Raw genomic sequence first — 23,313 nt, 5'->3', positions numbered from 1 at the left:
GCCCGGTGTGACCGGTACGACCGCGACGGCCCGTGCCCGCGCCCCGCGCGCGGGCCGTCGCGGGGACCAGCGCCGGGAAGGCGCCTGGGGCTGGCTGTTCGTCAGCCCCATGGTGCTGGTCCTCGGACTCTTCCTGGTCCTGCCCATCCTCATGGCGCTCTGGGTGAGCCTGCTGAACTGGGACGGACAGTCGAACCCGTTCAGCGGCGAGGCCGACTTCGTGGGCCTGGACAACTACCGGACGCTGTTCACGCAGGACGGTCTCGACCGCACCCTCTTCGCGACCGCCCTGCGCAACAACGCCTACTACGTCCTGCTGACCGTGCCCCTGCAGACCGGGCTGGCGCTGGGCCTCGCCCTGATCGTCAACCAGAAGCTGCTGCGGGCGCGCAGCGCGCTGCGTACGACCTTCTTCTTCCCCTCGGTCACCAGCTCCATCGCCGTGTCCACGGTCTTCCTCTTCCTCTTCCAGGGCAGCGGGGCCGTCAACTCCCTGCTGTCGTGGATCGGGGTGAAGGGACCGAACTGGTTCGCGGACCCGCGCGGGGTGCTCTCCCTGATCCTGGGCGGACTGGGGATCGTCGATCCCGAACGGCCCACGGGGATGCTGGCGGACCACTCCTTCATGGGGCTCTCATGGTTCGAGTGGCTGTCAGGCCCCTCGGTCGCGATGTGCACGATCATCCTGCTGGCCGTGTGGACCACCTCGGGCACCTTCATGCTGATCTTCCTCGCGGCGCTCCAGGACATCCCCCGGGAGCTGGAGGAGTCGGCCGCGCTTGACGGGGTCAACCGCCGTGAGCTGCTGCGGTACGTGACGCTTCCCGCGCTGCGTCCCGTGCTGTTCCTGGTGCTCACACTGGGGCTGATCTCCACCTGGCAGGTCTTCGACCAGGTGTATGTGATGGGCCAGGGCGCCCCGGGCAATACGACGCTCACGCCCGCGTTCCTGTCGTACTCCGCGGGCTTCGACAACGCGGACTTCGGCCAGGGCGCGGCGATCGCGTTCGTCCTGCTCGCTCTGATCCTCTGTCTGACCGGGTTCCAGCGCTGGGTCCTGCGGGAGCGCGGCGCGCGTAAGGGGAGGAAGCGATGAGCGCCGGTGGTACGGCCGTACGTGACCGGGTCGAGCGGGCCCGGCTCCGGCGCGCCGCGCGCAACGCCGCCCGTCCGCCGGTCCTGGGGCGGTTCCCGGTCCCGTGGCGGGTGCTCGGGTACTCCCTGGTGGTGGGGGTGGCGCTGCTCTATCTGCTGCCGTTCCTCCTCCAGTTGGTGACCGGCTTCAAGACGGACCCGGACGCGGCGGCGAATCCGCTCTCGCTGCTGCCGACCACGCCGACGACGGCTGCCTATCAGCGGCTGTTCGGGCTGAGCGAGTCGGCGGACGGCGTGCCCTTCCTGCGCTGGCTCTCCAACTCGACGCTGGTCGCGGTGCTCGTGACCGCCGGCCGGGTGCTGTTCGACTCGATGGCCGGGTACGCGCTGGCGCGGCTGCGCTTCCGGGGCCGCTCGGTGCTGTTCGGCTTCGTGCTCGCGGTGATGGCGGTGCCCGGGGTGGCTCTGCTCATCCCGAAGTTCCTGGTGCTCAACACCTTCGGGATCTTCGACACGTACACCGGCATGATCCTGCCGCTGCTGGTGGACGCGGCGGGGATCTTCATCATGAAGCAGTTCTTCGAATCGGTGCCGCGCGAGGTCGAGGAGGCCGCGCGGGTCGACGGGGCGGGGGTGTTCCGGATCTTCTGGTCCGTCGTCCTGCCGATGGCCAGGCCCGCGCTGATCACGCTGACGATCCTGTCGTTCCAGGGGTCGTGGAACGAGTTCACGCACTTCCTGGTCGCCACCCAGTCCGGTCAGTACGAGACGCTCACCACGGGGCTGGCCCGCTTCATCTCGGGCGGTCTCGGCGGCGGCACGCAGTATCCGCTGAAGCTGGCGGCGGCGCTGCTCTCCACCCTGCCGGTGGCCGCGCTGTTCTTCTGCTTCCAGCGCTACTTCGTCAACGGCGCCAACTCGGGCGCGGTCAAGGAGTAGCGGATACGGCCGCGGTCCGGACCCGCACCGCCCCGTCGCCGGGTACGGCGACGGGGCGGTCGCGTACTCCCCCAGCAATGTCCGCCAGGGACATGTACTCCGCCATAGAGGTGAAACACCCCGGACCGTCCCGGATGTCCCGCCCTTCGGTGGCGCCCGCGTCGCGAATGTGTCGGTGACAGAGAGCACCCGCGGTGGTGCGGGCGCCGAGGAAGGAGGGGCGTGATGGGCGCGGAGCACATCGACACCCGGCTGCTTGAACCCACGACGCGGGACGACATCATGGCGCTGCGGACGGCGGCGTCGCTGGAGAACCTCGCGGTGAGCGTCTACCGCACCGCCGCCGAGCTGCCGTTCATCAAGGACGGCAACGCGACGATCCAGGAGTTCATCGCCACGACCGCCCAGCACCACGAGGAGCACGCCAAGGCGTTCAACACGGCGGCCGTCCAAGCGGGCGGCCAGCCGCAGACCGGGACCGACCCGAAGTACGCGCCCGTCGTCCAGAAGGCGCTACGGGCCGCCAGGACCCCGGAGGACGTGATCACGCTCGCTCTCTCGCTGGAGGACGTGGCCGCGCAGACGTACACCAAGAACGTGGGTCCGGCCGGCACCGCGCGGCTGCGCCGGCTCTTCGCCTCCGTCGCCCCGGTCGAGGCGCAGCACCGCGCCACACTGCTGACCATGCAGTCGCTCCTCGGCTCGGGCGACACCGATCTGATCGCGATCCCGACGGACGCCGACACATTGGGCGCCGCCGCCGGGACGGTCGGATTCCCCGACACCTTCTATCCGACCGGCAAGGCCTCGCCGATCTCCGAAGGGGCCGTGCGGTGAGTGCCGCAGCCGAACGGGGCCGCTGGGAACCGCCCCTCGCCGGTCCGGCCGGTCCCGCTTGTCCCGCCCATCCCACTGATTCCACCGGTCCCGCCGAAGAGACCGGGGCCCCGGGCCCCGGCCGCCGGCGGTTCCTGCTGGGGGCGGGAGGCGCGGGTGCCGCGTTCCTGCTGCCGTCCTGCTCCGGTGAGAACGACCTGTCCGCGCGGTCGCCCGTCGACGAGGCCAGCGTCATCGCGCACCGTGTCGGCTACCCCGGCGATCTGCGGACGGTCGCGCTGGCGGTCGCGCTGGAGAACCAGGCCGTGGGCGTCTACACCTCGGCCCTGTCCGCGGCCCGGTCGGGCAGGCTCGGGACCGTACCGCGCGCGCTGACGAGTCTCCTCACCCGGGCGATGGCCCAGCACACCGACCACGCCAAGGTATGGAACGGCGTACTGACCCGCGCCGGCAAGCCCGCCCTCACGGATGTGCCGCTCTCCGACCAGAAGGAGATCACCGCCACGCTGGCCAAGGCCACCACCGCGGCCGACGCCGCGGCGCTCGCGTTGCAGCTGGAGGAACAGGCCGCGCAGACCTATCTGATGGCCACCTACGGCCTGGACGGCGCCTCGGAGAGGGAGACCGCGGCCACGATCGCGCCCGTCGAGGCGATGCACGCCTCGATCCTGCGCTTCCTCCTGGGCCAGTACCCGGTGCCCGACGCGTTCCTGCACATCGAGCGAGCGGCCAGGCCGAGTCTGCTGACGGTGTGATGTGACCCGGGGGCGAGCTCGGAGGGCGTGCCCTGGGCACGCCGCCCGAGCACCCCCGGTGCGAGACTTGCCGAGTCCTTCACAGCGCACCGGAATCGAGACACCGCCTTGCCGTTCGCCCCCGCCGCCCGTATATCGGTGGCCCCACTGCTCGCCCTGGCACTGGCCCTCTCCGGATGCGCCGCCGCCGACACGGCCGACGACTCCGGCGCCGCCGCCCCCAGGAAGTCCGGGAGCGCCGCCACCGGTCACGCGGTGCGCGCGCCCCGGGCGAACGACCCCTTCGACTACCAGCTCGGCGGAGCGTACGACCCGCCCGAGGGGGTACGGACGGTCATCAGGGACCGTACGGCGGCACCCGACCCGGACCCCGGCATCTACAACATCTGCTACATCAACGCCTACCAGACCCAGCCGGACGCCGTGGAGTGGTGGCGGAAGAACCACCCCGACCTGCTGCTGCGCGACACCGACGGCGCGGTCGTCATCGACGAGGACTGGGAGGAGCCGCTGCTGGACATCTCCTCCGTCGACCGTCGCGACCGGCTGGCCGGCATCGTCGGCGGCTGGATCGACGGCTGCGCCGACCGGGGATTCGACGCCGTCGAGGCGGACAACCTGGACTCGTTTCTGCGCTCGGACGGCCTGCTCGACCGAGCGGAGGCAGCCGCATTCGCGGGGCAACTGGCCGCACACGCCCACCGGGCGGGGCTGGCCATCGGCCAGAAGAACGCGGCGGAGATGGCCGGGGTACGGGACGAGATCGGCTTCGATTTCGCCGTGGCCGAGGAGTGCGCGCGGTACGAGGAGTGCGACGCGTACGCGGACGCGTACGACGACAAGGTGCTGGTGATCGAGTACCGGCGGGCGGACTTCACCGTCGCGTGCCGGGAGTGGGGCGACCGGCTCTCGGTCGTCCTGCGGGACCGGGACGTCGTACCGGCCGGAGAGCCCGGCCATGTCAACGCGCGCTGCTGAGGCGCTCGTTGGGTGGGGCCTCGCGCCGACGCCCCCGGTCAGGCGTCGCGGCCCCGCTCCTGCCGCTGCGCCAGCAGCTCCTTGCGACGCGCCTCCTCCTCGCTGAAGAGCGCCGCCAGCCGCTGTGTCGTCTCGTCGAGTTCGATGGGGGCGTCCTCGTCGTCGTCCTCGGAGATCAGCCCCTCCGCGACGGCCCGCTGGTGCTGCACCATCACAGGAGGCTGCGGGTCGGGGTCGGAGGGTCGCGGGCCCTCGGGGCCGTCCGGCCCGATACGGACGAGGCGTTCGATCCGTACCACCCTGAACCGCCGTCCCTCCACCTCCACTTCATTGCCGCGCTCCGCGTCGAGCCGATCGGCCGCAGCCAAGTACGGTGCGCGTCCCTCCGGTTCGAGACGGAGCTGCCACGGGATCATGACGCGCAGCGCGACGGCGAGGGTGTCCCGCGCGCCCTGCGGTGTGGTGCATGTCCCGGTGGAGTCGGGCCGCCAGCGCCCGGACTCCTTCTCCGCGGTCATGAAGGTCGCCGGCAGGAGGACCCCTCCTGGGTGCGTCCGCGCCGCGATCCGGGAATCGTCGCGGATCTCGTCGGGTACGGTGCCCGACTTGCGTACGAGGGAGAGCAGTTCGACCTTGAGGATGCCCTGGGACATTCCGGTGGCGATGACAGGATCGAAGACGAACCCGGCCGTGGGATCCGGGGCCTTGTGCGACTCGCCTGCCGCCATCGAGTCCGGATCGCCCGGGCGCGGGGGCTCCGGTCCGTCGGGGCCCGAGCGTACGTAGCACTCCGCCCGTGCGACCCGGTGGCGGACGCCGAGCACGGTCAGCTCGTCGAGGGTCTCCCACTCCATCCGCTCGGCCGCGCGCATGCACTCCTCGTACCCGGCCCGGTCACCGGCCTTCTCGCACTCCTCGGCTCGTCTGCGGAACTGGGAGCCCATGCTGTCGCGGCCGTCCTGCGGTGCCAGCCCCGAGAACGAGGAGACCAGCTCCCAGCCGCCCGCCTCGCGTTCGCGCACCACCCCGAAGAGCGGCCCGCCCGCCGAGAGGATGTCCGGATAGCTTTCCCGCGCGCGCCATGCCTCCACATCGGCCACCGCCTCGACGGGTCCCGCCGGTCCTGACACCCGGATCGTGCGGTACGCGGGCACGTTCTCACCAAGCTCAGCCATGCCCCCGAGCATGCCCACAGAGCCGGGGCGCACGGGGCGATTCGATGGAAAGAACCACCGACCGCGTGACACCACGCGTACCCGTACCCGCGTACGCCCATCCGGCCGGGTGTCGAGCCGAACCGGCGTACGAGTCATCTCGGCCGGCGAAGGCGCCAGGGAAGCCGGAACCGGCGGCGGGCGGCCCGCCCCGGCAGCGCGGGTCCGGAGAAGCGGCCCTCCTCCGGTCGGGCACCGTCGGCGTCCATGCCGTCGGCGCCGTCCGGTCCGGTGTCCGCCGGAGGGCGCAGGCCCTCCTTGTCGTACCGAGTGGCGGCGATCGCCGCCACGAGCTGCTCCTCGGTGAAGGTCTCGGAGCCCCGTACATGCGGGACGAATCCCACGAGGACGCCGTCCTCCACCACCTCGGCCCGTAGCCCCAGCACCCCGTCGATGTCCCAGATCGCCTCACCGCCCTCGGCGAGCACGACTTGCACCCCGCACTGGTAGACCCCCAGGTGCGCCAGATGGGCCATCACCCCACGGGCCCGCAGTGACGACACGAGACGGCCGGCACGATCCTCATCCATCCGATGGCCATCTCCCTGTGCGGCAGCTTCTGGACGGATATGTCCTCTGGCACTCATGGTAGGCCGATTTCCGGGGAGGGCGACTTCCGGAGGAGAAGGAGGAGAAGGAGGAGAAAGGCGAGAAGAGGAGGGAAGCAGGAGGAAGAGGGAGGCGGGAGAAGAGGAAGGTGAGAGGAGAGGGTCGAGAGGAGCCGGAGCCGGGAGCGTTCGATCCCGCCCCGCCGGACAGCCCTTGGCGTGGCGACCGACGGGGCCGGCGGTCAGCGTGAGTACTGCGGCGGTACGCGCCCGGTGGCCCAGCCGGAGACTTCCGGCTCGTCCAGTGAGCGGACCCAGAGGTCGACCAGCGCTACGGTCCGCGCGTCGGGCCAGGGGCCCACGCCCATGATCCGCATACCGGCCTGGTCCGCGGCCTGGATACCGCAGTGGGAGTCCTCGATCGCCAGGGTGTCGGCCGGGTCGGCGCCGCAGAGCCTGGCCGCGGTGAGATAGACGTCCGGATGCGGCTTGGGCCGCATCTCGTGCTCGGGCACCACGACATGCCCGAAGAGGTCGAGCAGGCCCGCGGTGTCGAGGCAGGACTCGACGACCTCCCGCGGGCAGTTGCTGGCGACGGCGAGCGGTGCGAACTGCGCTGCCGTTTCGACGAGTTGACGGGCGCCGGGCATGGTCATGGGGTTGTCGGCGACCAGGGCGCGGAAATGCGAGAGCAGTCGGTCGGTCATCTCCTCGCCGAGGTCCGGGCGCCCCGCCTCGTCCGCCATCAGGCGCCCGCATTCGCTGTAGTGGAGCCCTTTGGCCCGCTCCGCGAAGCCAGGAGCGGGGGTGAATCCGAACTCGCGCAACGCGAGAATGCGCGCGTCCTGCCAGTGGCATTCGGTGTCCATGAGAGTGCCGTCGCAGTCGAAGACGATGGCTGAGGGAGTCCAGGAAAGGATGCGTTGAGCTGTCATCCGCGTGCTTCCGTTCAGGAGTGCCCTAAAAGCGGCAGCGCTGGCCGCCGCAACGGTGCGAAACACCGCGGGCGTGTTGGTCACCCGTTGTCGGACGGGTGCGATCCCTGGCGGGCGCGGCCATATGGAGAAGGCCTGTTCCGGCGTCCGCCAGGAACATAACGATCGCTACGCTAGAGAGAACTACTCTCGGCAGTCAAGCGATTGCATTTAGTGTCTAAATCTGTTTATTGGTAGCGGAGGACCCCAAAGGCCTTCTGTTCGCCGTCCTGGAGAAAGCGGAAGACGCAGGTCGCATGGTGCGGCACGCACAGAACGCGGGCGGGCGGGCGGTATTCGATGAAGCGCGCCGTTTTCAGCCGACCGGCGGTAGGCCGTAGCAGCCTTCCGCCACTTTCGAGGGCAGCCGCCTGCCGGGCGGCTTCCAGCACGATCATGCCCGGAACATGATCCGTCGCGTGGTCGAAGAAGAAGGGATGTCGCATATCGGCGGGATCCACCAGCACCGTGGCCCCCTCGGAACCGATCACGACATCGTGCGCCCCGGTCACCCCCAGCCGCCGGGCATCGGGACGTGGACGGCCGTCCACGCGCACGACGGCCGGGGCGGCGACCCCCGCGCGGCCCGCCCGTACGGCGTCGTACTGCTCGGGTTCGAGGAAGCGCGCACCGCCGCCGGCCAGCGCGAAGAGCGTCCCGTCGGCCAGATAGGAGACCTGGAGGCGCAGCCCGGTCGCGGACCCGTCCGGCCCGCGTCGTACCTGGGTGACCCGTACCCGGCAGGTGACCCCGGTGGCACCGGAGAGCGCGCGTGGCTCCGAGGAGGGGTCGAGCTCGAAGAAGAGATCGGTGATGATCAGGCTCGCGACGGATGAGACACCGAAATATCTCAGTGGAATGTAGATCCCGAGCTGACGCAGTGTCTCAACGATCATCAACGGGCTGTGCAGATCGGCGCCGTCGCGGGGAAAAGTCGGATGGGACCGGGGCCAGGAGGCGGCGGCTTCGAAATCGCCGCTTTCCGTCTGCCGAACGTCGGTCAGCAGTACCTCCGCCACGGAGGCGCGATGCACCATCTCCCGGGCGACAGTGCGCGACCAGGACAGCGGCCGGACCTCCCCGGCGATGTCACCAACCGTTGTATTCATGCGATAAGAACATCGCAATTCTCCGGCACGCGCACCCCAGCCCAACCCCGCCACACGCCGTCACACCCCGCGCGAAAAGCCGCTACATTGCGTGCTGTCATTTAACGGAACGGGAATCCGGGGTACACGTGCAGGTTCGGGCGGAGCAGGTTCGGGCGAAAGCGACGCGCAGGTTTCTGCTGGAGGCTGCGGCACATTTGTTCGATGAGCGCGGCTATGCCGGTACCAGTATCAGCGATATCAGCGCGCGGTCCGGCCGTACGAGCGGGGCCATCTACTTCCACTACGCCAGCAAGGAGAATCTGGCCCTGGCCATTGTGGAGGAGCATTTCGCGACCTGGCCCGAGCTGATCGGCCGTTACAAGGCGGCCGACCGCCCGGCGCTGGAAAGACTGGTGGCCCTGAGTTTCGATGTGGCCAGAGCTTTCCGCGACGATGTGGTCATCCGCGCCGGATCCCGGCTGTGGGCGGAACGCGCGGCCATCGACGTCACGTTGCCCCGGCCCTTCGTCGGCTGGCTGGAGACGGTCACCGCACTGCTCGAAGAGGCCCGCGCCGAGGGATCGCTCGCCGAGGGCGTCTGTCCCGAAGTGGCCGCGCACGGACTCGTCTGCGCCTTCTTCGGGCTGCACACGGTCTCCGACGCCCTGGAGGGCAGGCGGCAGATCGAGGAGGGGCTGTCGGATCTGTGGCTGCTGCTCCTGGCCGCGCTCCAGACCGACCCCGACCCGGCGCTGCTGCTCGCGCGGGTGCGTGAGAGTGAGCGGGAGCGCCGCCAGGAGGGCGCGTCGGACGGGCGCCGGGCGCGATTCGGGAACCGGGTGCTCACGAAGAGCGGCTGATCGCGCGGACTGTCCTCGCGCGGCGGATACACCCTCAGCCGGTAGCCGTTCCGGGCCAGTTGAGGCGTCGTCGGGATGCGGTCAGGGACGGCGTACGGCCGACGGCGGTCCACCGCTCAGCCGTCGGCGCTCCGCCGCCGGCCGGGCCTCGTGGTCCCGGCCGGCGGATCGGCCGGGACCGGATCGGCCGCTCAGGATTCCTCGAAGTAGGCGTCCAGGACGGCGTCGAGCTCTTCCGTCCATTCCTTGAGGCGGTTCCTGGTGTCGGCCTCGACCTCGGCGTCGAACCAGCGGCGCTCCGACATATGCACCGTGACGGTGAACCGGCGCCCGAAGCGAGGGGTCTTGATCTCGACCGCGCCGATCTCGCTCCACCAGAAGTCGGCCTCCTGGTCGTCCAGCCGGAACCGGACGCCCTTGCTGTCCGCGGTGATCGCGCCACGGCGGTCGGTGGCCTCGAAGACAGGGCCGTCCTCGGCGGAGGCGTCGTCCGTGGGGGCGTCCTCCCCGGCGGAAGCGTCCTCGGCCGATTCGGCCCGGTCGGTGGTGGTGCTGTTCGCGTCGAGGGCGGGCCTGTCGGGAACGGCCTCCGGTAGGGCGTCCGAGGGGGCGCCGCCTTCGGGCGTGCGCTCCTCGGTCTCCGCCTGCTCCGGGTCCGTCCCCGCTGTGCCCGCGGGGCGGGGGACCATGAGGCCGGGAACGTACGCCGGGTCTTTCCCCACGGCACGCTCGGGCCAGATATTCGAGTCTATGCGCTGCTCCACGTCCGGAAGTATGGACGAGAATCCTGTGCGAGCCCAGCCCGGCTCGCGTCCGGCCGCCGGCCCGTGACATCCGGCCACTCGCATATACGCACCTCATTCGAACAACAACTCCCCCCATCGCATACGCTGTTACCACTCGCCCCACCCGGATCACCTGATACGGGGGCATCGGCGATGCGATCTCCTTCACCAGGTTCTTTCCCCGCCTCCACTCATGGGAGCGTCAATGACGGCCGAGATGCCCAAGCCCCAGATCGACACGAGCAAGCCCCATCCGGCACGTGTCTACGACTATCTCCTCGGCGGCAAGGACAACTACGCCGTCGACCAGGCGGTGGGGGCGAAGCTGCCGGTCGAGGCGAGTGCCGCCGCGCGGCAGAACCGCGCCTTCATGCGCCGCGCGACCGCCTGGCTGGCGCTCAGCGGGATCGACCAGTTCCTCGACATAGGCACCGGTATCCCGACCGAGCCGAACCTGCACCAGATCGTCCAGCGGATCAACCCCAAGGCCCGGGTCGTCTACACCGACAACGACCCCATCGTCCTGCGGCATGCCGAGGCCCTCCTGATCAGCACGCCGGAAGGCGCCACCGACTACATCCAGGCGGATGTCCGCGAACCGCGGGCGATCCTGGAGCACGCCCAGGGCTTCCTGGATTTCAGCCGCCCGATCGCGCTCTCCCTCATCGCCCTGATGCACTTCATCCCGGAGGACGAGAAGCCGTACGACATCGTCGGCACCCTGGTGGAAGCCCTTCCCCCCGGCAGCTATCTGGTGCTCTCGCACGCGGCGTCCGATCTCTACCCCGACCTCGTGGAACAGGTGGTCGCGCAGTACAAGCGGGGTGGCATCACGCTGGGCTTCCGTACCCGTGAGGGCGTGGCGCGGTTCTTCGAGGGCATGGACCTCGCCGAGCCGGGACTGGTCACGGCCCCGCACTGGTACCGGGACACAGACGCGCCGACGGAGGAGGAGAGCGGCGGCTACGACAGCGGGATCTACGCCGCGGTCGGCCGCGTGCGCTGACCTTTCCGTCGCTCCGTCGCTCTGTCGAGACCGGCTCGTTTTGCCTGGGGGTGCGTGGTCCGGGGAGACTGCGGGATGCCGCAGATCCCCCCACAAGCCCCGAAGGCAGCCTGACCGCTCATGCACGACCAGAACCCGCCCGACATCTCACCCCGGACAGCGCCCGATCGGACAAACGCCGACATAGGCAGAGATAACGGGACAGATGCCTACACGGCCACAGCTCACATACCGCTCGCCGGTGGGCTCAAGCAGCGCCATCTGACCATGCTCGGGCTCGGCGGGGTCATCGGCGCCGGGCTCTTCGTCGGATCGGGGGCCGGCATCGCGATGGCCGGGCCCGGGATCGTCGTCTCGTATCTGATCGCGGGCGCGCTCGCGATGTGCGTGATGCGGATGCTGGGCGAGATGTCGGCCGCGATGCCGGCGTCGGGTTCGTTCTCCGTGTACGCCGAGCGGGCGCTCGGCCGGTGGGCGGGGTTCAGCGCGGGCTGGCTGTACTGGTTCCTGCTGGTCGTCGTCCTCGCGGTGGAGGCGACGGGCGCGGCGCGGATCGCGAACGGCTGGCTCCCGTCGGTGCCGCAGTGGGCGTGGGTGCTGCTCTTCATGGTGTTCTTCACCGGTACGAACCTCGCCGCCGTGAAGAACTTCGGCGAGTTCGAGTTCTGGTTCGCGGCCCTGAAGGTGTTCGCGATCGTCACGTTCCTGGCCCTCGGGCTGCTGGCCGTCTTCGGTCTGCTGCCCGACACCGATCCCGTCGGCCTCACCCATCTCGCGGGACAGGACGGCTTCCTGCCGAACGGCTGGCAGGGCGTCATCTCCGGGGTGCTCGCCGTCGTCTTCGCCTTCGGCGGTCTGGAGGTCGTCACGATCGCGGCGGCCGAGTCCGACGACCCGGTGCGCTCGGTGTCCCGGGCGGTACGCAGCGCGGTCTTCCGGATCCTGTTCTTCTACGTCGGATCGATGCTGGTCATCGTGACGGTACTGCCCTGGACGGCACAGCAGGCGGGGCTGAGCCCCTATGTCACCGTCCTCGACGCGATCGGCGTGCCGTCCGCCGGGCAGATCATGAACATCGTGGTGTTCGTGGCCCTGCTGTCGGCGCTCAACGCCAACCTCTACGGATCATCCCGGATGGTCTTCTCGCTGGCCGAGCGGGGCGAGGCGCCGAGGTCCCTGCTGAAGGTGAGCGACGGTGGTGTGCCCCGGCGGGCGGTCCTCGCGTCCGTGGCGTTCGGCTTCGTCTCGGTGCTGCTCAATCTGAAATGGCCCGACTCGGTCTTCCTGTACATGCTCAACGCGGTCGGCGCGGTGCTCCTCTTCGTCTGGGCCCTGATCGCCGTGTCGCAGTTGCGGCTGCGCGGGCGTATCGAGAGGGAGGCACCGGAGCGACTGGTGCTGAGGATGTGGCTCTTCCCGGGGCTGACCTGGGCCACACTCGCCGCGATGGCGGTCGTCTTCGGTCTGATGCTGACGAATGAAGAGGCGCGCCCGCAGTTGCTCTGGTCCCTGGGGGCGACGGCGCTCGTCCTGGCGGCGGCGGGGGTACGGGAGCTGCGCGCCCGGCGCGCCTGACCTCGGGGTACGCGGGAGCCGGGGGGGGGAGAAGAAGCCCGGAACGCGGCAGGGCCGGACCGGCCCCGAGGGCGGTCCGGCCTGCCGTGAGCGGTGTGAGGGCCTGTCAGTAGGGGCCGTTCACGTTGTCGATCGAACCGTACCGGTCGGCCGCGTAGTTGGACGCGGCGGTGATGTTGGCGACCGGGTCGTAGCTGTCCGTCGACGTACCGGGCACGTGGTAGGCCTCGAACGTGGGGTCGATGACCTGGAGGAGCCCCTTGGACGGGGTGCCGGCGGCGGCGTTGGAGTCCCAGTTGTTGATGGCCCACGGGTTGCCCGAGGACTCGCGCATGATGTTGCGGAGGATGCCGTCGTACGAGCCGGGGATGCCCTGCGCCGCCATGACGTCCAGCGACTCCCGGATCCAGCCGTCGAGGTTGTCGGCGTAGGTCGTCGTGGCGGTCGCGGTGGCCGCGGCGCCCGTATCGGCCGAGGCGCTCGCGTCGGCGCTCTCCTCGGCGGCCGGCGCGGCAGCCTCGTCGGCGGCGGTGGTGTCAGTGGTGGAGTCGGCTGTGGAGTCGGCCGGGGCCTCCGACGCGGACTCCGTTCCCAGCGTCAGTGTGAGACCGGGGTGGATCAAGCACGGGTCGCCGCCGATGACATCGCGGTTGTCCTCGTAGAGCTGCTGCCATCCGCCGCTCAGCGAGTACTCGTCCGCGATCTTGGAGAGCGAGTCGCCCCAGACGACGGAGTAGGTCGTCGGGGTGTCCGTCTGGACGACGGCGGCCGGAGTCAGGGTCACCTCGGCGGTGGCGGCGGTGTGCGCCGGGGCAGCCTCGGCGGTGGTGGCGGCCAGCAAGGGGAAGGCGAGTACGGCACCGCCCGTGCCCGCGGTGACGAGACCTCTGGCAACGGGGCTGTTCTTGGGACGACGGTGCTTAGCCTTTGAGGCCATGACGAATTCCTCTCCTGCGCCTGCGAGGTGAGCTGTCGGGTTCGGGCTGGAGATGCCCGGCCGCATGGTGAATGCGGCTTGACCCCAAGCCGGTCCGGAGTACGGATCGGCGACTTACCTGGGTCCCCCGCTCCTGCCGGGCGTGGGTGGGTGTGTGTTTCCGGACGGCGGCAGGATTCGGCGTTCCATCCGGAGTGACGAGAACGTAAGCGAGGACGCCCGGGCGAAACAAGCCCTGAATTCACAACGGAATCCAATTCATGAATCCGGCCAGAAATGATCTCGTTATCGGCCCGATACCGGGGAACTCAACTCGCCTTCCCCGTACGCGAAATGGACGAGGGGGCGGGCCGACAGCCGGGTACTTACGTGACACACATCACGCGCATGACGGAAATGTCCAGGTCACAACCGTGCACAGAGAGCGGAAAGCCGTGCGAACGATACAGAAATGGACTTCAGGGAGAACGGAGATAAATCGCCCATAAAGGCGCGGTGCGCGGTATCGGATCCGACCTGTCGACCGACCCCCACAAGGGCCCTGGCGGGCCGCTTCTCGCGGCCATTGATCCACCCGTCGTACCACTCGGCGCCATTACTGGCGGAGCCGCGAGCGCGTTTCTGACTCACTCTCACATACGAACCCGACCACGGGTCATGTGGCAGTTCTGTGGCGGCCTTTCACCGAAGAGCTGATCGAATGCGACGACTGCCCTTTCAGTAAAAGGAAGTTCGCGGCGGAAACGTGAGACGGGTGGTGGCGCTGCCGGAGTTGCCCTCCGGCAGCGCCACCACCCGTCGGTGACCCGGCGCCTGATCGCCCGCTTCACGGGCGGCGGCGCGAAGCTCAGTCCGTCTCCGCGATCTCCTCCCGCCCCGCCGCGGTGAACCCGAGGAGTGCGCGGCTGCGGGTGGTGTCGAACAGCGACGCGTGACCGTCCAGCGCGCCCCGGATCTCGCTGGTGGGGTGGTACGCCGCCAGCAGTTCCCGGGTGGGCTCCAGGGCGGCGCTGTCGGGCGCGGCCACATTGACGACATGGTGGCCGGTGAGGTCCGCCGTCAGGGCGGCCCGTACGGCTCGGGCGGCGTCCGGGGTGTGCAGCCACCCCCACAGTTCCCGGCGGTTGGACGCGGGGTCGCCGTGCACCTCGGCCAGCCGCTCCCGCAGCCGGGCGCCCGCGCCGACGAACGGGAACCGCAGCATGACGGTGACCGTGCCGTGGCGCCGGGTCGTGAACTCCGCGGCCTTCTCCGACATGACCTTGGACAGGCCATAGGAGTCGACGGTGAGATCGGGGTGGTCCTCGTCGACGGGGACATATACCGGGTGCAGATCCCGGTCGGCCCACGCGATGCCGACGGCCGACGCGCTGGAGGCGCCGACGACGCGCGGCACACCGAGGCGGCCGGCCTCCTGGAACACCAGATAGGCGGCGAGGACGTTGACGCGCAGGGTCTCGTCCTCCGACACGATGCCGGGCGCCGGGTACGCCGCGAGATGGACGACCCCGGCGAACACACCGTCCTCCCCCGCCGCCTCCCGGGTCGCGGCGAAGCACTCCGTAACCGTCCTCGCCTCGCTCAGATCGCCGGTGACGAACCGGACGCAGCCGTCCTCGCCGTCGCCCCGCTCCAGGTCGGCGCCCACGACGCGGAAGCCCGCGCCGATGAGATCCGCCACGACGGCCCGGCCGATCCCGCCGGCCGCCCCGGTCACCAGTACCGTCCGGGGGCTGTTCCGTACCGTCCGCCCGCTCATCCCTTGACCGCTCCCATCAATCCGTTGACGAAATAGCGCTGGGCGCACAGGAACAGGACGATCACCGGGACCACCATGATCAGAGCCGCCGCCATCAGCGAGTTGTACTGCACGACACTCTGCGACTGCATCGCCTGGAGCGCGATCGGCAGTGTGTACGTGTGCGGGTCGTTCAGCGAGATCCGGGTGAGCTGGTACTCGTTCCAGGTCGGAATGGCCGTGAGCAGCGCGATGGTGATGACCGCGGGCCGGGCCAGCGGCAGATAGATCCGGCTGAAGATCCGCAGCTCACCCGCACCGTCCATGCGCGCCGCCTCGCGCAGCTCCCCCGGCACCGAGCTGAAGGCGTTGGTCAGCATCAGGATCGCCAGTGGGGCGCTGCCGTTGACGAACGGCAGGATCAGGCCCCAGTGGGTGCCGAGGATGTCGAGCTTGCTCTCCAGCAGCACGATCGGCAGCAGCGTCACCACACCGGGGACGAAGAGCAGCACCAGGAACAGCCGGTACAGCCACTTCTTGCCGGGGAACGCCAGCACGGAGAAGGCGTAGGAGGCGGCCGAGTAGACCACCACGACCAGCACGGTCGTCAGGACGGTGACCTTGACGCTGTTGAGGAAGTAGTCGAAGAAGTCGAGCTTGTTCCAGGTGTCGGCGAAGGTACGGAAGGTCGGGTCGTGCGGTATGAGATGACCGCCCTCCTGCACCTCCTTGTTGGTCTTGAAGGCCGCCGAGACCATCCACAGGAACGGATAGACACTGACCGCCGCGTAGCCGGCGAGCACGATCCCGACGACGGTACGGACGACGGTTCTGCCGACGGGCCTGCGCCCGCCGGTGCGCGGCACGGTCCGGTCCTGGGCGCGGATGCCCGCCCGTCGCGGTGGGGAGAGGGTTTCGCCGCTCATCCCATCCTCCTCATCACCCGCTGGTTGATGAAGGCGACGACGAGGGCCGCCAGGAACAGGAGCCAGCCCAGGGCACTGGCGAGACCCAGCGTCGGGGACAGCTCGGAGAGGAAGGCGAGCCGATAGGTCTCAAGACCCAGGACGCTCGTGGAGTCGCCCGGACCGCCGTTGGTCATGATCAGGAAGGACTGGAAGCCCTGGAGGGAGTCGCGCACATTGAGCAGCAGCACGACGACGGTGATGGGCTTCATGAGCGGCCAAACGACCATCGTGGTGGAGCGCAGCCAGCCGGCGCCGTCGATCTGCGCGGCCTCCAGCAGGGAGCTGTCCAGCGACTGGAGCCCGGTCAGATAGAGCAGCATCGCCACCGGCACGGCCGACCAGACCATGACGACGATCATTGTGGCGAGGGCGGTGTCCGGGTTGCCGAGCCAGCCCTGCGGCTGCTGGAGCGAGCCGAGGCCGACGGACTTCAGCAGCAGGTTGATGGCGCCGTTGGGCTCCAGGATGTAGTTCCAGGCGAAGTAGACGGCGATCCCGGTCGTCACGTACGGCACGAAGTAGACGGAGCGCAGGACGCCCTGGAAGCGCTTGACCTGGTTCAGTACGAGGGCGAGGGGGAACGCGACGAGCACCGTGAGCAGGGGGACCGCGATGACGACCCACAGGGTGTTGACCGCGGCCTTCTTCACGATCGGCCAGTACGTCGGGCTGCCGCCGAGCAGATCCGTGTAGTTCTGGAAGCCGCGCCAGTTCCACTCGGGCCAGAAGCCGTTCCACTGGGCGAAGCTCAGCGAGAAGCCGTAGACGATCGTGTAGACGCCCATGACGGCGAACAGGACGATCGCGGGAGCGACGAAGAGATAACCCCAGGCGGCCTGCTTGCGCTTCTCGCGCAGTCCCCCGAAGGGTCCGCGGCGAGGTTCGCCGCCGTCCCGCTCCCCGGCGGAGGAGGGGAGCAGGCCCTTCCCGGTGCCGGCGGCCGTCGCCGTACCGGTTCCGGCCGTCATTTGTTCTGCTCCGCCCAGTAGGACTTGATCATGGAACTCATCTGGGCACCCGTACTTTCCGCGCTGCGAGACTTCAGCGGGGTGAACTGGGCCAGTACGGCTCCGACCTTTCCGGGGTCGTACAGGCTGGGACGGTAGGCGGTATAGCCCGCGTTGTAGGAGTTCTTGCCGGAGCCGAAGGCCGCTTCCATGGAATTCAGGACCGGGCCGAGCGCCGCGCTCTGGCTCTTGTCGAGATCATTCGGCGGCACGTCCAGTGCCTGCTTTCCGAAGTCGGCCGCGACATCGTCCCTGGAGAGGAACTTCAGCCACTGCAGCGCCTCGTCCTTCTTCTCCGATTTCCGGGTGATGGAGAGACCCGTCAGCGAGAAGGGCGAGAGCTGGAGGCCGGGGATGGCGGCGTCCTTCGGCGGCGGCACGGGAAACGTCATGAGATTGTCCGCGTCGTAGCCGTTCTCGGCGAGAAACGCCAGCGTGTAGGTGCCGCCGATATCGAAGGACGCCTTGCCCTGGGCGAAGGCGAGATCCGCCTCGTCGATCCCCTTGGACTGAGTGCCCGGCATCCAGTACGGGGTCACCTCGTTGTAGGTGTTCAGAACCTTCTGGCCGTTCGGTGACGACCAGCCCTGGGCGGCGTCCGGGCCGAAGAGCGCCTCGAACTTCTGCTTTCCGAGCATCCCGAACGCCATCGGCTGCATCAGCCATTCGAGGGCCGTGGAGGGCTGCTTCACCCCGACGGTCACACCGCCGGTATCGGGATATGCCTTCTTCACCTTGTCGAGGGCGTCGATGAATTCCTCCCAGGTGGCCGGCGCCCGGGTGACCCCGGCCTTCGCGGCGCGGCTCTTGTTCATATAGACGACGCCCTGGGTGCCGACGGTGAGCGGCACGCTGAATCGCTGCCCCTGCTGGACACCCTGGGTCTTGGAGCCCTCGGTGAGCGACGCCTTGTAGACATCGGGGGTGACCGTGCCGTCCTTGAGAACCTGAGGGAGGTACTGGTCCAGCCATTTCTGGTCGACGTCCTTGGAGAGGTCTTCCAGCAGCCCCGCTCCGCCGAACGCGAGGTCGTCGCCGTTGGCGTGCACTTCGAGCACATCGGGCAGATCGTTGGTGCGGGCCGCGGCCTGAACCTTGGTCAGAAAGGCATCATCCGGCGTCACCGCCTGAATATTCACCTTTGTCCCGGTCTCCGCGGTGAACTTTTCCGCTGCCGCCTGCAAGGCGACCACATGGGACTGTTTGAAGGTCCACATGGAGAGTTCGTCGCGTCCGGAACTGTTTCCGCCGTTCGAACCGCAACCCGCGATCAGTACACCCATGGCGGCGACCGAAGCGAGTATCGAGGTACGACGCACGGCTGGGAGAAGTCGCATCACGTTCCCAGCGCCTTTCTTCGGGGCTGTTCGTCCAGCTCCTCTATGACGCAGCGAATCTAAATCGACTTGATGTACGGTGTCAACAGTTGTAACACCCGGAAAACACGGACGTGCCATCACCTCGGAGGGAACCCATGACGGCAGCGAAGACACGGGGTACGACGGAGAGTACGGAGCCGGCGGAGAGTACGGAGACGACGCGGACGGCGGAGGTGCTGGCCCCGGCTCCCTGGACCCGATCCGGCTCCGGCTCCGACTCCGACTCCGACTCCTCGCGGGGCTCCGACTCCCTGCGGGTGACGGCGGTCCGTACCTTCCTGTGCGCCCCGCAGGGCTGCCCGTACGTGATCGTGCGCGTGGAGACGAATCAGCCCGGCCTCTACGGGCTCGGCTGCGCCAGCGATCCGCAGCGCACCCTCGCGATCCGTTCGGTCGTCGACGACTATTTCGGTCCGATGCTGCTGGGCCGCGACCCCCACGACATCGAGGACCTGCACCGGCTGCTGCTCAACAGCGGCTACTGGCGGGGCGGTTCGATCGCGCAGAACGCCCTGGCGGGCGTCGATGTGGCGCTCTGGGACATCAAGGGCAAGGCGGCGGGGCTGCCGGTGTACCAGCTGCTGGGCGGCCGGGCCCGGGAGGCCGCCGAGGCGTACACGCATGTGGACGGCCATGAGGCGGGCGAGATCGCCGAGCGGGTGCTCGCCGCCGCCGAGCGCGGCTACCGCCATGTCCGCGTCCAGGTCGCGGTCCCCGGCACGGACACCTACGGCACGGCCCCGCGCGACGAGGCCGAAGCCCGCCGGCGCCGGCTGCGCGCGGGGAGCTGGGACTCCCTGAGCTATCTGCGTCATGTCCCGCCGGTGCTGCGCGAGATCCGTGAACGGGTCGGCACGGGCGTGGAGCTGCTGCACGACGCGCACGAGCGGCTCACGCCCTCGCAGGCCCGTGAGCTGGTGCACGAGGTGGAGGACGCGCGGCTGTTCTTCCTGGAGGACGCCCTCGCCCCCGAGGACGCGGCCCACTTCGGTCAGCTACGGCAGGCCGGTTCGGTGCCGCTCGCGGTGGGCGAGCTCTACCACGACATCACGATGTATCTGCCGCTGCTCGAACAGCGGGTCATCGACTTCGCCCGGATCCGTATCCCCACCCTGGGCGGCCTGACGCCCACCCGCAAACTCGTCGCGGCCTGCGAACTGTTCGGCGTACGGACGGCGCCGCACGGCCCCGGCGATGTCAGCCCCGTCGGCATGGCCGCCAACATCGCCCTGGACATCAGCTCGCCCGCGTTCGGTGTCCAGGAGGCCGCCGCCTTCAAGGAAGCCACCCTGGAGGTCTTCCCCGGGGCGCCCGTGCCGCGCGAGGGGCGCCTGTACCCCTCCGAACAGCCGGGCCTGGGAGTCGACTTCGACGAGTCGGCCGTACGCAGGTATCCGGTGACCGAGCCGCTGGAGCACGACCGCTGGGCGCTGCTGCGCAACACGGACGGGAGTGTGCAGCGGCCCTGACCGTCGCCGTACCCGGCCCTGGCCCTTGCCGGGCACACGTGAGGCCCCGCCGACCGGCGGGGCCTCACCCGTATCCACGGCTCACTCCCTACTCGCGGCTCACCCCAGCAACAGTGATTTCGGCTGCGCGGAGAGCGTCCGGTCCAGGACCAGCGACGCCGCTCCCACGGCCGCGACGTTCTCGCCGACGGCGGTCGTGATGACCAGCGTGGGATGGATCGGCTTGACGAACGGGGACTGCGCGACCATCGGCTCGATGAGGGCGAGGAGCCGGTCGGCGAGAAGGTGCCATATCGGGCCGCCGAAGACGATGGTGTCCACGTCCAGGAGCGTCGCCGCCGCGCAGACACCCCGGCCGATCCGGATGCCCCAGCGGTCGATGATGCTGCCGGCCCGGTCCTCTCCCCGCGCGGCGAGGGCCGCCAGCTGCTCAAGGCCGCGCTGGGCGTCCCCGGGATCCATGGGGGTGAACTCCCCGCCGAGCACGCCGAGCGCGATGGCCTCGTCGACCAGGACCCGGGTCGAGCAGGCCGCGCCGAGACCGCCGACCTCGCCGACGTTGCCCGAGACACCGCGCAGCACGGTGTCGTCGACGACCAGCCCCATGCCGGAGCCGGTGCCGAGATAGAAGAAGAGGAAGTTACGGCTCTCGGTGGCGGCCCCTGACCAGCGCTCCGCGACGACGGCGGCGATCACGTCCTTGTCCAGCAGCGCCGGATAGCCGGTCGCCTCGCTGAGCTGGTCACGCAGCGGAACGCTGCCCCAGCCGGGCAGTTCCGGCGGGTCCACGACCAGCCCCGCCGCCGCGTCGATCGGCCCCGGCGCGGCGATCCCCAGACCCAGTACGCGGTCCCTGTCCACCCCCGACTCGGCCACCAGCGCGGTCACCGAGGCGGCGATGCCCGCCACGACCTGGTCGGTGTCGCCGCCGCGCGGGGTCCGTTCGCTGCGCTGGGCGACGACCGTACCGAGCAGATCGAGCAGTACGTACGTGATGACGGCCGGGTCGAGATGCACGCCCACGGCGTACCGGGCCCCCGGAGCGATCCGCAGGAGCGTCCGGGGTTTGCCGCTGCCGGTGCTCTGCTTCCCGGACTCACGGGCCACGCCCTGGTCGAGCAGCCTGCGGGTGATGTTGGAGACGGTCTGCGCCGACAGCCCGGTGGCCTGAGCGAGTTCGACCCGGCTCAGGCCCGCGGAGTGGCGCCGGATCGCGTCCAGGACGACGGATTCGTTGAAGTCACCCATGCGAGGCAGGTTGGTGCCGCGTCTGATCGACGCCTTCCTGGCGTTCGCCTTCTTGCTCGTCAAAATCCGTCTCCCGGCCCCGGAAAGGGACGGCGGCCAGATGCCGCCGTTCCCTGGGTGCGTCAAATCGATGGAATCGTACCGGCTGGGGCGTATGCCGTGTCCGCGAAGCCCGCTGGTGCCGGGGTCAGCCCAACTGCTCGACGAGGACGATCGACCAGGGACTGACGGCCGTGTCGAGCCGCAGCACCCCGTCCTCACCGGCGGTGGCGGTCCGTATCTCGGTGGCACGGGCCAGCCGGTCGAGATGGGCGAGCTGTTCGCGGGTGGGCGCGGCCGGTGAGCCGAGGGCCCGCCAGGCCCCGATGGCATCGCCGTGCGCGGAGTCCAGCACCTCGACGCGGAAGGGCGCGCCGGCCGCGAGCCCGCCGATCTCCAGCTTCAGCCGCCGTGGCCGGCCCTTGGCCTGGGTGGCCTCGGCCATGGCCCGGTCGTCGAAGGAGGCCGGTACGGACCTGGGCTCCTCCTCCGGGTAGTGGTGGACGAGAGCGGTGATCCGGCCGGTGGCGGCCGAGCGGGTCACGACATGGTCCTCACCTCGCGCGATCAGCTCGTCGCCGAGGGCGTGCAGCATGCGGTACGCGTGGAACGTCGGCTTCGGGATACCGGGCAGTGTGATCATTCCGAAGCCGCCGTGGAACAGTTCGTCGCCGGCCCCGCCCTCCTCGAAGACGTCCGTGAACGTCCAGTACGCGAGCGAGTCGACCGTACCGAGCGAGTGCAGGATCGAGCGCGTGACGTAGGTGGCGGCCGGCAGCGTGTCATGGGTGTGGTCGCGCGGCGAGGAGGACGAGGACCACTCGGTGAGATGGATCTCGGCGTCCGGATACGGGCTCCTGTCGATCAGCTCGCGCAGCAGGGCCAGGTCGACCGGGGTGGCGTCCTTGCCGCGGGTGAGCTTCTCGCCCTGACCGTGCTCGTCCAGCGCCCAGTCCGTGGGGTACGGGTGGGTGGAGACGAAGTCGACGGGCAGCCCTTCCGCGGCGCAGTAGTCCAGGAAGGCTTCCATCCACACCGGGCGCCATTCCAGGTCGTCGATGTGGTCGCGGCCGGCGACGATGCGCCGGGAGACATCCTCTGACTCCCCGCCGAAGCGCTCGTCGGGTACGAAGTTGGAGGTGGCGGGGCCGCCGACGCGCAGCCGCTGGTCGACGTTCTTCACCGCGCCCGCGGTGACCTTGTACAGCTCGAAGTACTCGGAGCGGGTGCCGTGGAAGAAGCCCCAGAGGTTGGCCTCGTTCCATACCTCGAAGTACCAGCGGCGCACCTCCTCGATCCCGTACCGGGTGATCCAGTGGCGGGTGATGCCGTCGATCAGCGCGGCCCACTTGTCGAGGTCCACGGGCGGGGCGCCGTGCGCTCCCCACCAGAAGACGGTGTTGGTCTCCCGGGCGAGGGCACGCGGGCTGAAGCCGAACTCCACGAACGGCCGGACCCCGAGGTCGAGGAGGAAGTCGAAGAGCGCGTCGACGTACTGGAAGTTGTGTACGGGGGTGCCGTCCGCACGCTCCGTGTACACGAACATGTCGTCGTGGAAGAGCCCGTGGAAGCGGATGTACTCGAAGCCGCACGCGTCGTGGGCCTCGCGGAGCTGGCGCTGCCAGTCGGCGCGGAGCCCCTCATTGGCGCGTCCCGCGCCGACGACGCGGCTCCAGAAGTGCGGCAGCGGGGTCGCGGGGGCGTTCGCGAGGGCGCTGACCAAGATGTCGCCCGACATGGTGGTTCCTTCCGTCCCGGTACGGCAGGCAGTGGGTGCTGTGGGAGTGCTGCGACAGACGATAAATCAAAATGATTGATATATCCATCCCGTATCGGCCCGGCCGGACCACCTGACCAGGGCCTGGCCTGAC

21 protein-coding genes and 1 riboswitch are annotated in these 23,313 nt (G+C 69.4%); of the genes, 9 read left to right on the top strand and 12 right to left on the bottom strand.

Features of this window, described 5'->3' with window-relative positions; translation table 11 throughout:
* Nucleotides 1-7: 7 nt before the first annotated feature.
* The 5 genes from AB0M67_RS34985 to AB0M67_RS34965 all read left to right on the top strand — a co-directional run bounded on the left by AB0M67_RS34985 (nt 8) and on the right by AB0M67_RS34965 (nt 4,604).
* A complete protein-coding gene (locus AB0M67_RS34985) occupies nt 8-1,096 on the top strand; it encodes a sugar ABC transporter permease (protein ID WP_365751604.1) in 1,089 nt (362 codons plus the stop codon).
* Nucleotides 1,093-2,034, top strand: a complete 942-nt coding sequence (locus AB0M67_RS34980) for a carbohydrate ABC transporter permease (protein ID WP_365751603.1) — start codon at nt 1,093-1,095, stop codon at nt 2,032-2,034. Before AB0M67_RS34985 ends, AB0M67_RS34980 begins: the two co-directional genes overlap by 4 nt.
* A gap of 225 nt (nt 2,035-2,259) precedes the next feature.
* Entirely contained in the window at nt 2,260-2,871 is a 612-nt protein-coding gene (locus AB0M67_RS34975) for a ferritin-like domain-containing protein (protein WP_365751602.1), read from the top strand.
* Nucleotides 2,868-3,626 carry a ferritin-like domain-containing protein gene (locus AB0M67_RS34970; RefSeq protein WP_365751601.1) on the top strand — a complete coding sequence of 253 codons (759 nt, stop codon included), beginning with the start codon at nt 2,868-2,870 and terminating at the stop codon, nt 3,624-3,626. The genes AB0M67_RS34975 and AB0M67_RS34970 overlap by 4 nt, the downstream gene beginning before the upstream one ends.
* A 108-nt stretch (nt 3,627-3,734) precedes the next feature.
* Complete coding sequence (locus AB0M67_RS34965) at nt 3,735-4,604, top strand: endo alpha-1,4 polygalactosaminidase (protein ID WP_365751600.1); 870 nt, start codon at nt 3,735-3,737, stop codon at nt 4,602-4,604.
* 38 nt (nt 4,605-4,642) lie between these two features.
* On the opposite strand, the gene AB0M67_RS34960 is transcribed toward AB0M67_RS34965, so the two are convergent.
* The 4 genes from AB0M67_RS34960 to AB0M67_RS34945 form a co-directional block, all read right to left on the bottom strand.
* The gene (locus AB0M67_RS34960) at nt 4,643-5,779 is read right to left on the bottom strand and encodes a DUF5954 family protein (protein WP_365751599.1); all 1,137 of its coding nucleotides are present in this window, start codon (nt 5,777-5,779) and stop codon (nt 4,643-4,645) included.
* 134 nt (nt 5,780-5,913) lie between these two features.
* Nucleotides 5,914-6,348, bottom strand: coding sequence for a hypothetical protein (locus AB0M67_RS34955; RefSeq protein WP_365751598.1), 435 nt, complete (start codon nt 6,346-6,348; stop codon nt 5,914-5,916).
* 260 nt (nt 6,349-6,608) lie between these two features.
* Entirely contained in the window at nt 6,609-7,301 is a 693-nt protein-coding gene (locus AB0M67_RS34950) for an HAD family phosphatase (protein ID WP_365751597.1), read from the bottom strand.
* 227 nt (nt 7,302-7,528) lie between these two features.
* Nucleotides 7,529-8,449: a ScbA/BarX family gamma-butyrolactone biosynthesis protein gene (locus AB0M67_RS34945; protein WP_365751595.1), complete on the bottom strand. Its 921-nt coding sequence runs from the start codon at nt 8,447-8,449 to the stop codon at nt 7,529-7,531.
* Between the two features lie 128 nt (nt 8,450-8,577).
* Between AB0M67_RS34945 and AB0M67_RS34940 the strand changes: the two genes are divergently transcribed.
* A complete protein-coding gene (locus AB0M67_RS34940) occupies nt 8,578-9,291 on the top strand; it encodes a ScbR family autoregulator-binding transcription factor (protein ID WP_365751594.1) in 714 nt (237 codons plus the stop codon).
* Between the two features lie 191 nt (nt 9,292-9,482).
* Here AB0M67_RS34940 and AB0M67_RS34935 read toward each other — a convergent pair whose 3' ends face one another.
* Complete coding sequence (locus AB0M67_RS34935; protein WP_365751593.1) at nt 9,483-10,055, bottom strand: hypothetical protein; 573 nt, start codon at nt 10,053-10,055, stop codon at nt 9,483-9,485.
* A gap of 226 nt (nt 10,056-10,281) precedes the next feature.
* Between AB0M67_RS34935 and AB0M67_RS34930 the strand changes: the two genes are divergently transcribed.
* Nucleotides 10,282-11,082: an SAM-dependent methyltransferase gene (locus tag AB0M67_RS34930; RefSeq protein WP_365751592.1), complete on the top strand. Its 801-nt coding sequence runs from the start codon at nt 10,282-10,284 to the stop codon at nt 11,080-11,082.
* A 267-nt stretch (nt 11,083-11,349) separates the two neighbouring features.
* On the top strand, nt 11,350-12,657 hold the full coding sequence (locus AB0M67_RS34925; RefSeq protein WP_365751626.1) for an amino acid permease: 1,308 nt from the start codon (nt 11,350-11,352) through the stop codon (nt 12,655-12,657).
* A gap of 106 nt (nt 12,658-12,763) precedes the next feature.
* On the opposite strand, the gene AB0M67_RS34920 is transcribed toward AB0M67_RS34925, so the two are convergent.
* The 5 genes from AB0M67_RS34920 to AB0M67_RS34900 form a co-directional block, all read right to left on the bottom strand.
* A complete protein-coding gene (locus AB0M67_RS34920; RefSeq protein ID WP_365751591.1) occupies nt 12,764-13,594 on the bottom strand; it encodes a transglycosylase SLT domain-containing protein in 831 nt (276 codons plus the stop codon).
* Nucleotides 13,595-13,598: 4 nt separating this feature from the next.
* A riboswitch (cyclic di-AMP (ydaO/yuaA leader) is annotated at nt 13,599-13,753 on the bottom strand.
* 688 nt (nt 13,754-14,441) lie between these two features.
* Nucleotides 14,442-15,353, bottom strand: coding sequence for an NAD(P)-dependent oxidoreductase (locus AB0M67_RS34915; RefSeq protein WP_365751590.1), 912 nt, complete (start codon nt 15,351-15,353; stop codon nt 14,442-14,444).
* Entirely contained in the window at nt 15,350-16,258 is a 909-nt protein-coding gene (locus AB0M67_RS34910; RefSeq protein ID WP_365751589.1) for a carbohydrate ABC transporter permease, read from the bottom strand. Before AB0M67_RS34910 ends, AB0M67_RS34915 begins: the two co-directional genes overlap by 4 nt.
* Complete coding sequence (locus AB0M67_RS34905) at nt 16,255-17,268, bottom strand: sugar ABC transporter permease (RefSeq protein ID WP_365751588.1); 1,014 nt, start codon at nt 17,266-17,268, stop codon at nt 16,255-16,257. The genes AB0M67_RS34910 and AB0M67_RS34905 overlap by 4 nt, the downstream gene beginning before the upstream one ends.
* Entirely contained in the window at nt 17,265-18,590 is a 1,326-nt protein-coding gene (locus tag AB0M67_RS34900; protein ID WP_365751587.1) for an extracellular solute-binding protein, read from the bottom strand. Before AB0M67_RS34900 ends, AB0M67_RS34905 begins: the two co-directional genes overlap by 4 nt.
* A gap of 191 nt (nt 18,591-18,781) precedes the next feature.
* Here AB0M67_RS34900 and AB0M67_RS34895 point away from each other — a divergent pair, with 191 nt between their 5' ends.
* Nucleotides 18,782-20,155 carry an enolase C-terminal domain-like protein gene (locus AB0M67_RS34895; RefSeq protein WP_365751586.1) on the top strand — a complete coding sequence of 458 codons (1,374 nt, stop codon included), beginning with the start codon at nt 18,782-18,784 and terminating at the stop codon, nt 20,153-20,155.
* Between the two features lie 99 nt (nt 20,156-20,254).
* Here AB0M67_RS34895 and AB0M67_RS34890 read toward each other — a convergent pair whose 3' ends face one another.
* On the bottom strand, nt 20,255-21,466 hold the full coding sequence (locus AB0M67_RS34890) for an ROK family protein (RefSeq protein ID WP_365751585.1): 1,212 nt from the start codon (nt 21,464-21,466) through the stop codon (nt 20,255-20,257).
* Between the two features lie 124 nt (nt 21,467-21,590).
* On the bottom strand, nt 21,591-23,180 hold the full coding sequence (locus AB0M67_RS34885) for a beta-xylosidase (protein WP_365751584.1): 1,590 nt from the start codon (nt 23,178-23,180) through the stop codon (nt 21,591-21,593).
* Between the last annotated feature and the right edge of the window lie 133 nt (nt 23,181-23,313).

It is taken from the genome of Streptomyces sp. NPDC051662, from assembly GCF_040681655.1.
In the GTDB taxonomy this organism is placed as follows: domain Bacteria; phylum Actinomycetota; class Actinomycetes; order Streptomycetales; family Streptomycetaceae; genus Streptomyces.
Note: the sequence above shows the minus strand (reverse complement) of the source record. Positions and strands in the feature narration are given on the sequence as shown.

Bases quoted from the DNA above. Each gene is read 5' to 3' on its own strand.
- AB0M67_RS34975 (WP_365751602.1), top strand. From the start codon at position 2,260: ATGGGCGCGGAGCACATCGACACCCGGCTGCTTGAACCCACGACGCGG.
- AB0M67_RS34910 (WP_365751589.1), bottom strand. From the start codon at position 16,258: ATGAGCGGCGAAACCCTCTCCCCACCGCGACGGGCGGGCATCCGCGCC.
- AB0M67_RS34980 (WP_365751603.1), top strand. From the start codon at position 1,093: ATGAGCGCCGGTGGTACGGCCGTACGTGACCGGGTCGAGCGGGCCCGG.
- AB0M67_RS34960 (WP_365751599.1), bottom strand. From the start codon at position 5,779: ATGGCTGAGCTTGGTGAGAACGTGCCCGCGTACCGCACGATCCGGGTG.
- AB0M67_RS34885 (WP_365751584.1), bottom strand. From the start codon at position 23,180: ATGTCGGGCGACATCTTGGTCAGCGCCCTCGCGAACGCCCCCGCGACC.
- AB0M67_RS34905 (WP_365751588.1), bottom strand. From the start codon at position 17,268: ATGACGGCCGGAACCGGTACGGCGACGGCCGCCGGCACCGGGAAGGGC.
- AB0M67_RS34895 (WP_365751586.1), top strand. From the start codon at position 18,782: ATGACGGCAGCGAAGACACGGGGTACGACGGAGAGTACGGAGCCGGCG.
- AB0M67_RS34925 (WP_365751626.1), top strand. From the start codon at position 11,350: ATGCTCGGGCTCGGCGGGGTCATCGGCGCCGGGCTCTTCGTCGGATCG.
- AB0M67_RS34945 (WP_365751595.1), bottom strand. From the start codon at position 8,449: ATGAATACAACGGTTGGTGACATCGCCGGGGAGGTCCGGCCGCTGTCC.
- AB0M67_RS34900 (WP_365751587.1), bottom strand. From the start codon at position 18,590: ATGGGTGTACTGATCGCGGGTTGCGGTTCGAACGGCGGAAACAGTTCC.
- AB0M67_RS34930 (WP_365751592.1), top strand. From the start codon at position 10,282: ATGACGGCCGAGATGCCCAAGCCCCAGATCGACACGAGCAAGCCCCAT.
- AB0M67_RS34920 (WP_365751591.1), bottom strand. From the start codon at position 13,594: ATGGCCTCAAAGGCTAAGCACCGTCGTCCCAAGAACAGCCCCGTTGCC.
- AB0M67_RS34915 (WP_365751590.1), bottom strand. From the start codon at position 15,353: ATGAGCGGGCGGACGGTACGGAACAGCCCCCGGACGGTACTGGTGACC.
- AB0M67_RS34955 (WP_365751598.1), bottom strand. From the start codon at position 6,348: ATGGATGAGGATCGTGCCGGCCGTCTCGTGTCGTCACTGCGGGCCCGT.
- AB0M67_RS34950 (WP_365751597.1), bottom strand. From the start codon at position 7,301: ATGACAGCTCAACGCATCCTTTCCTGGACTCCCTCAGCCATCGTCTTC.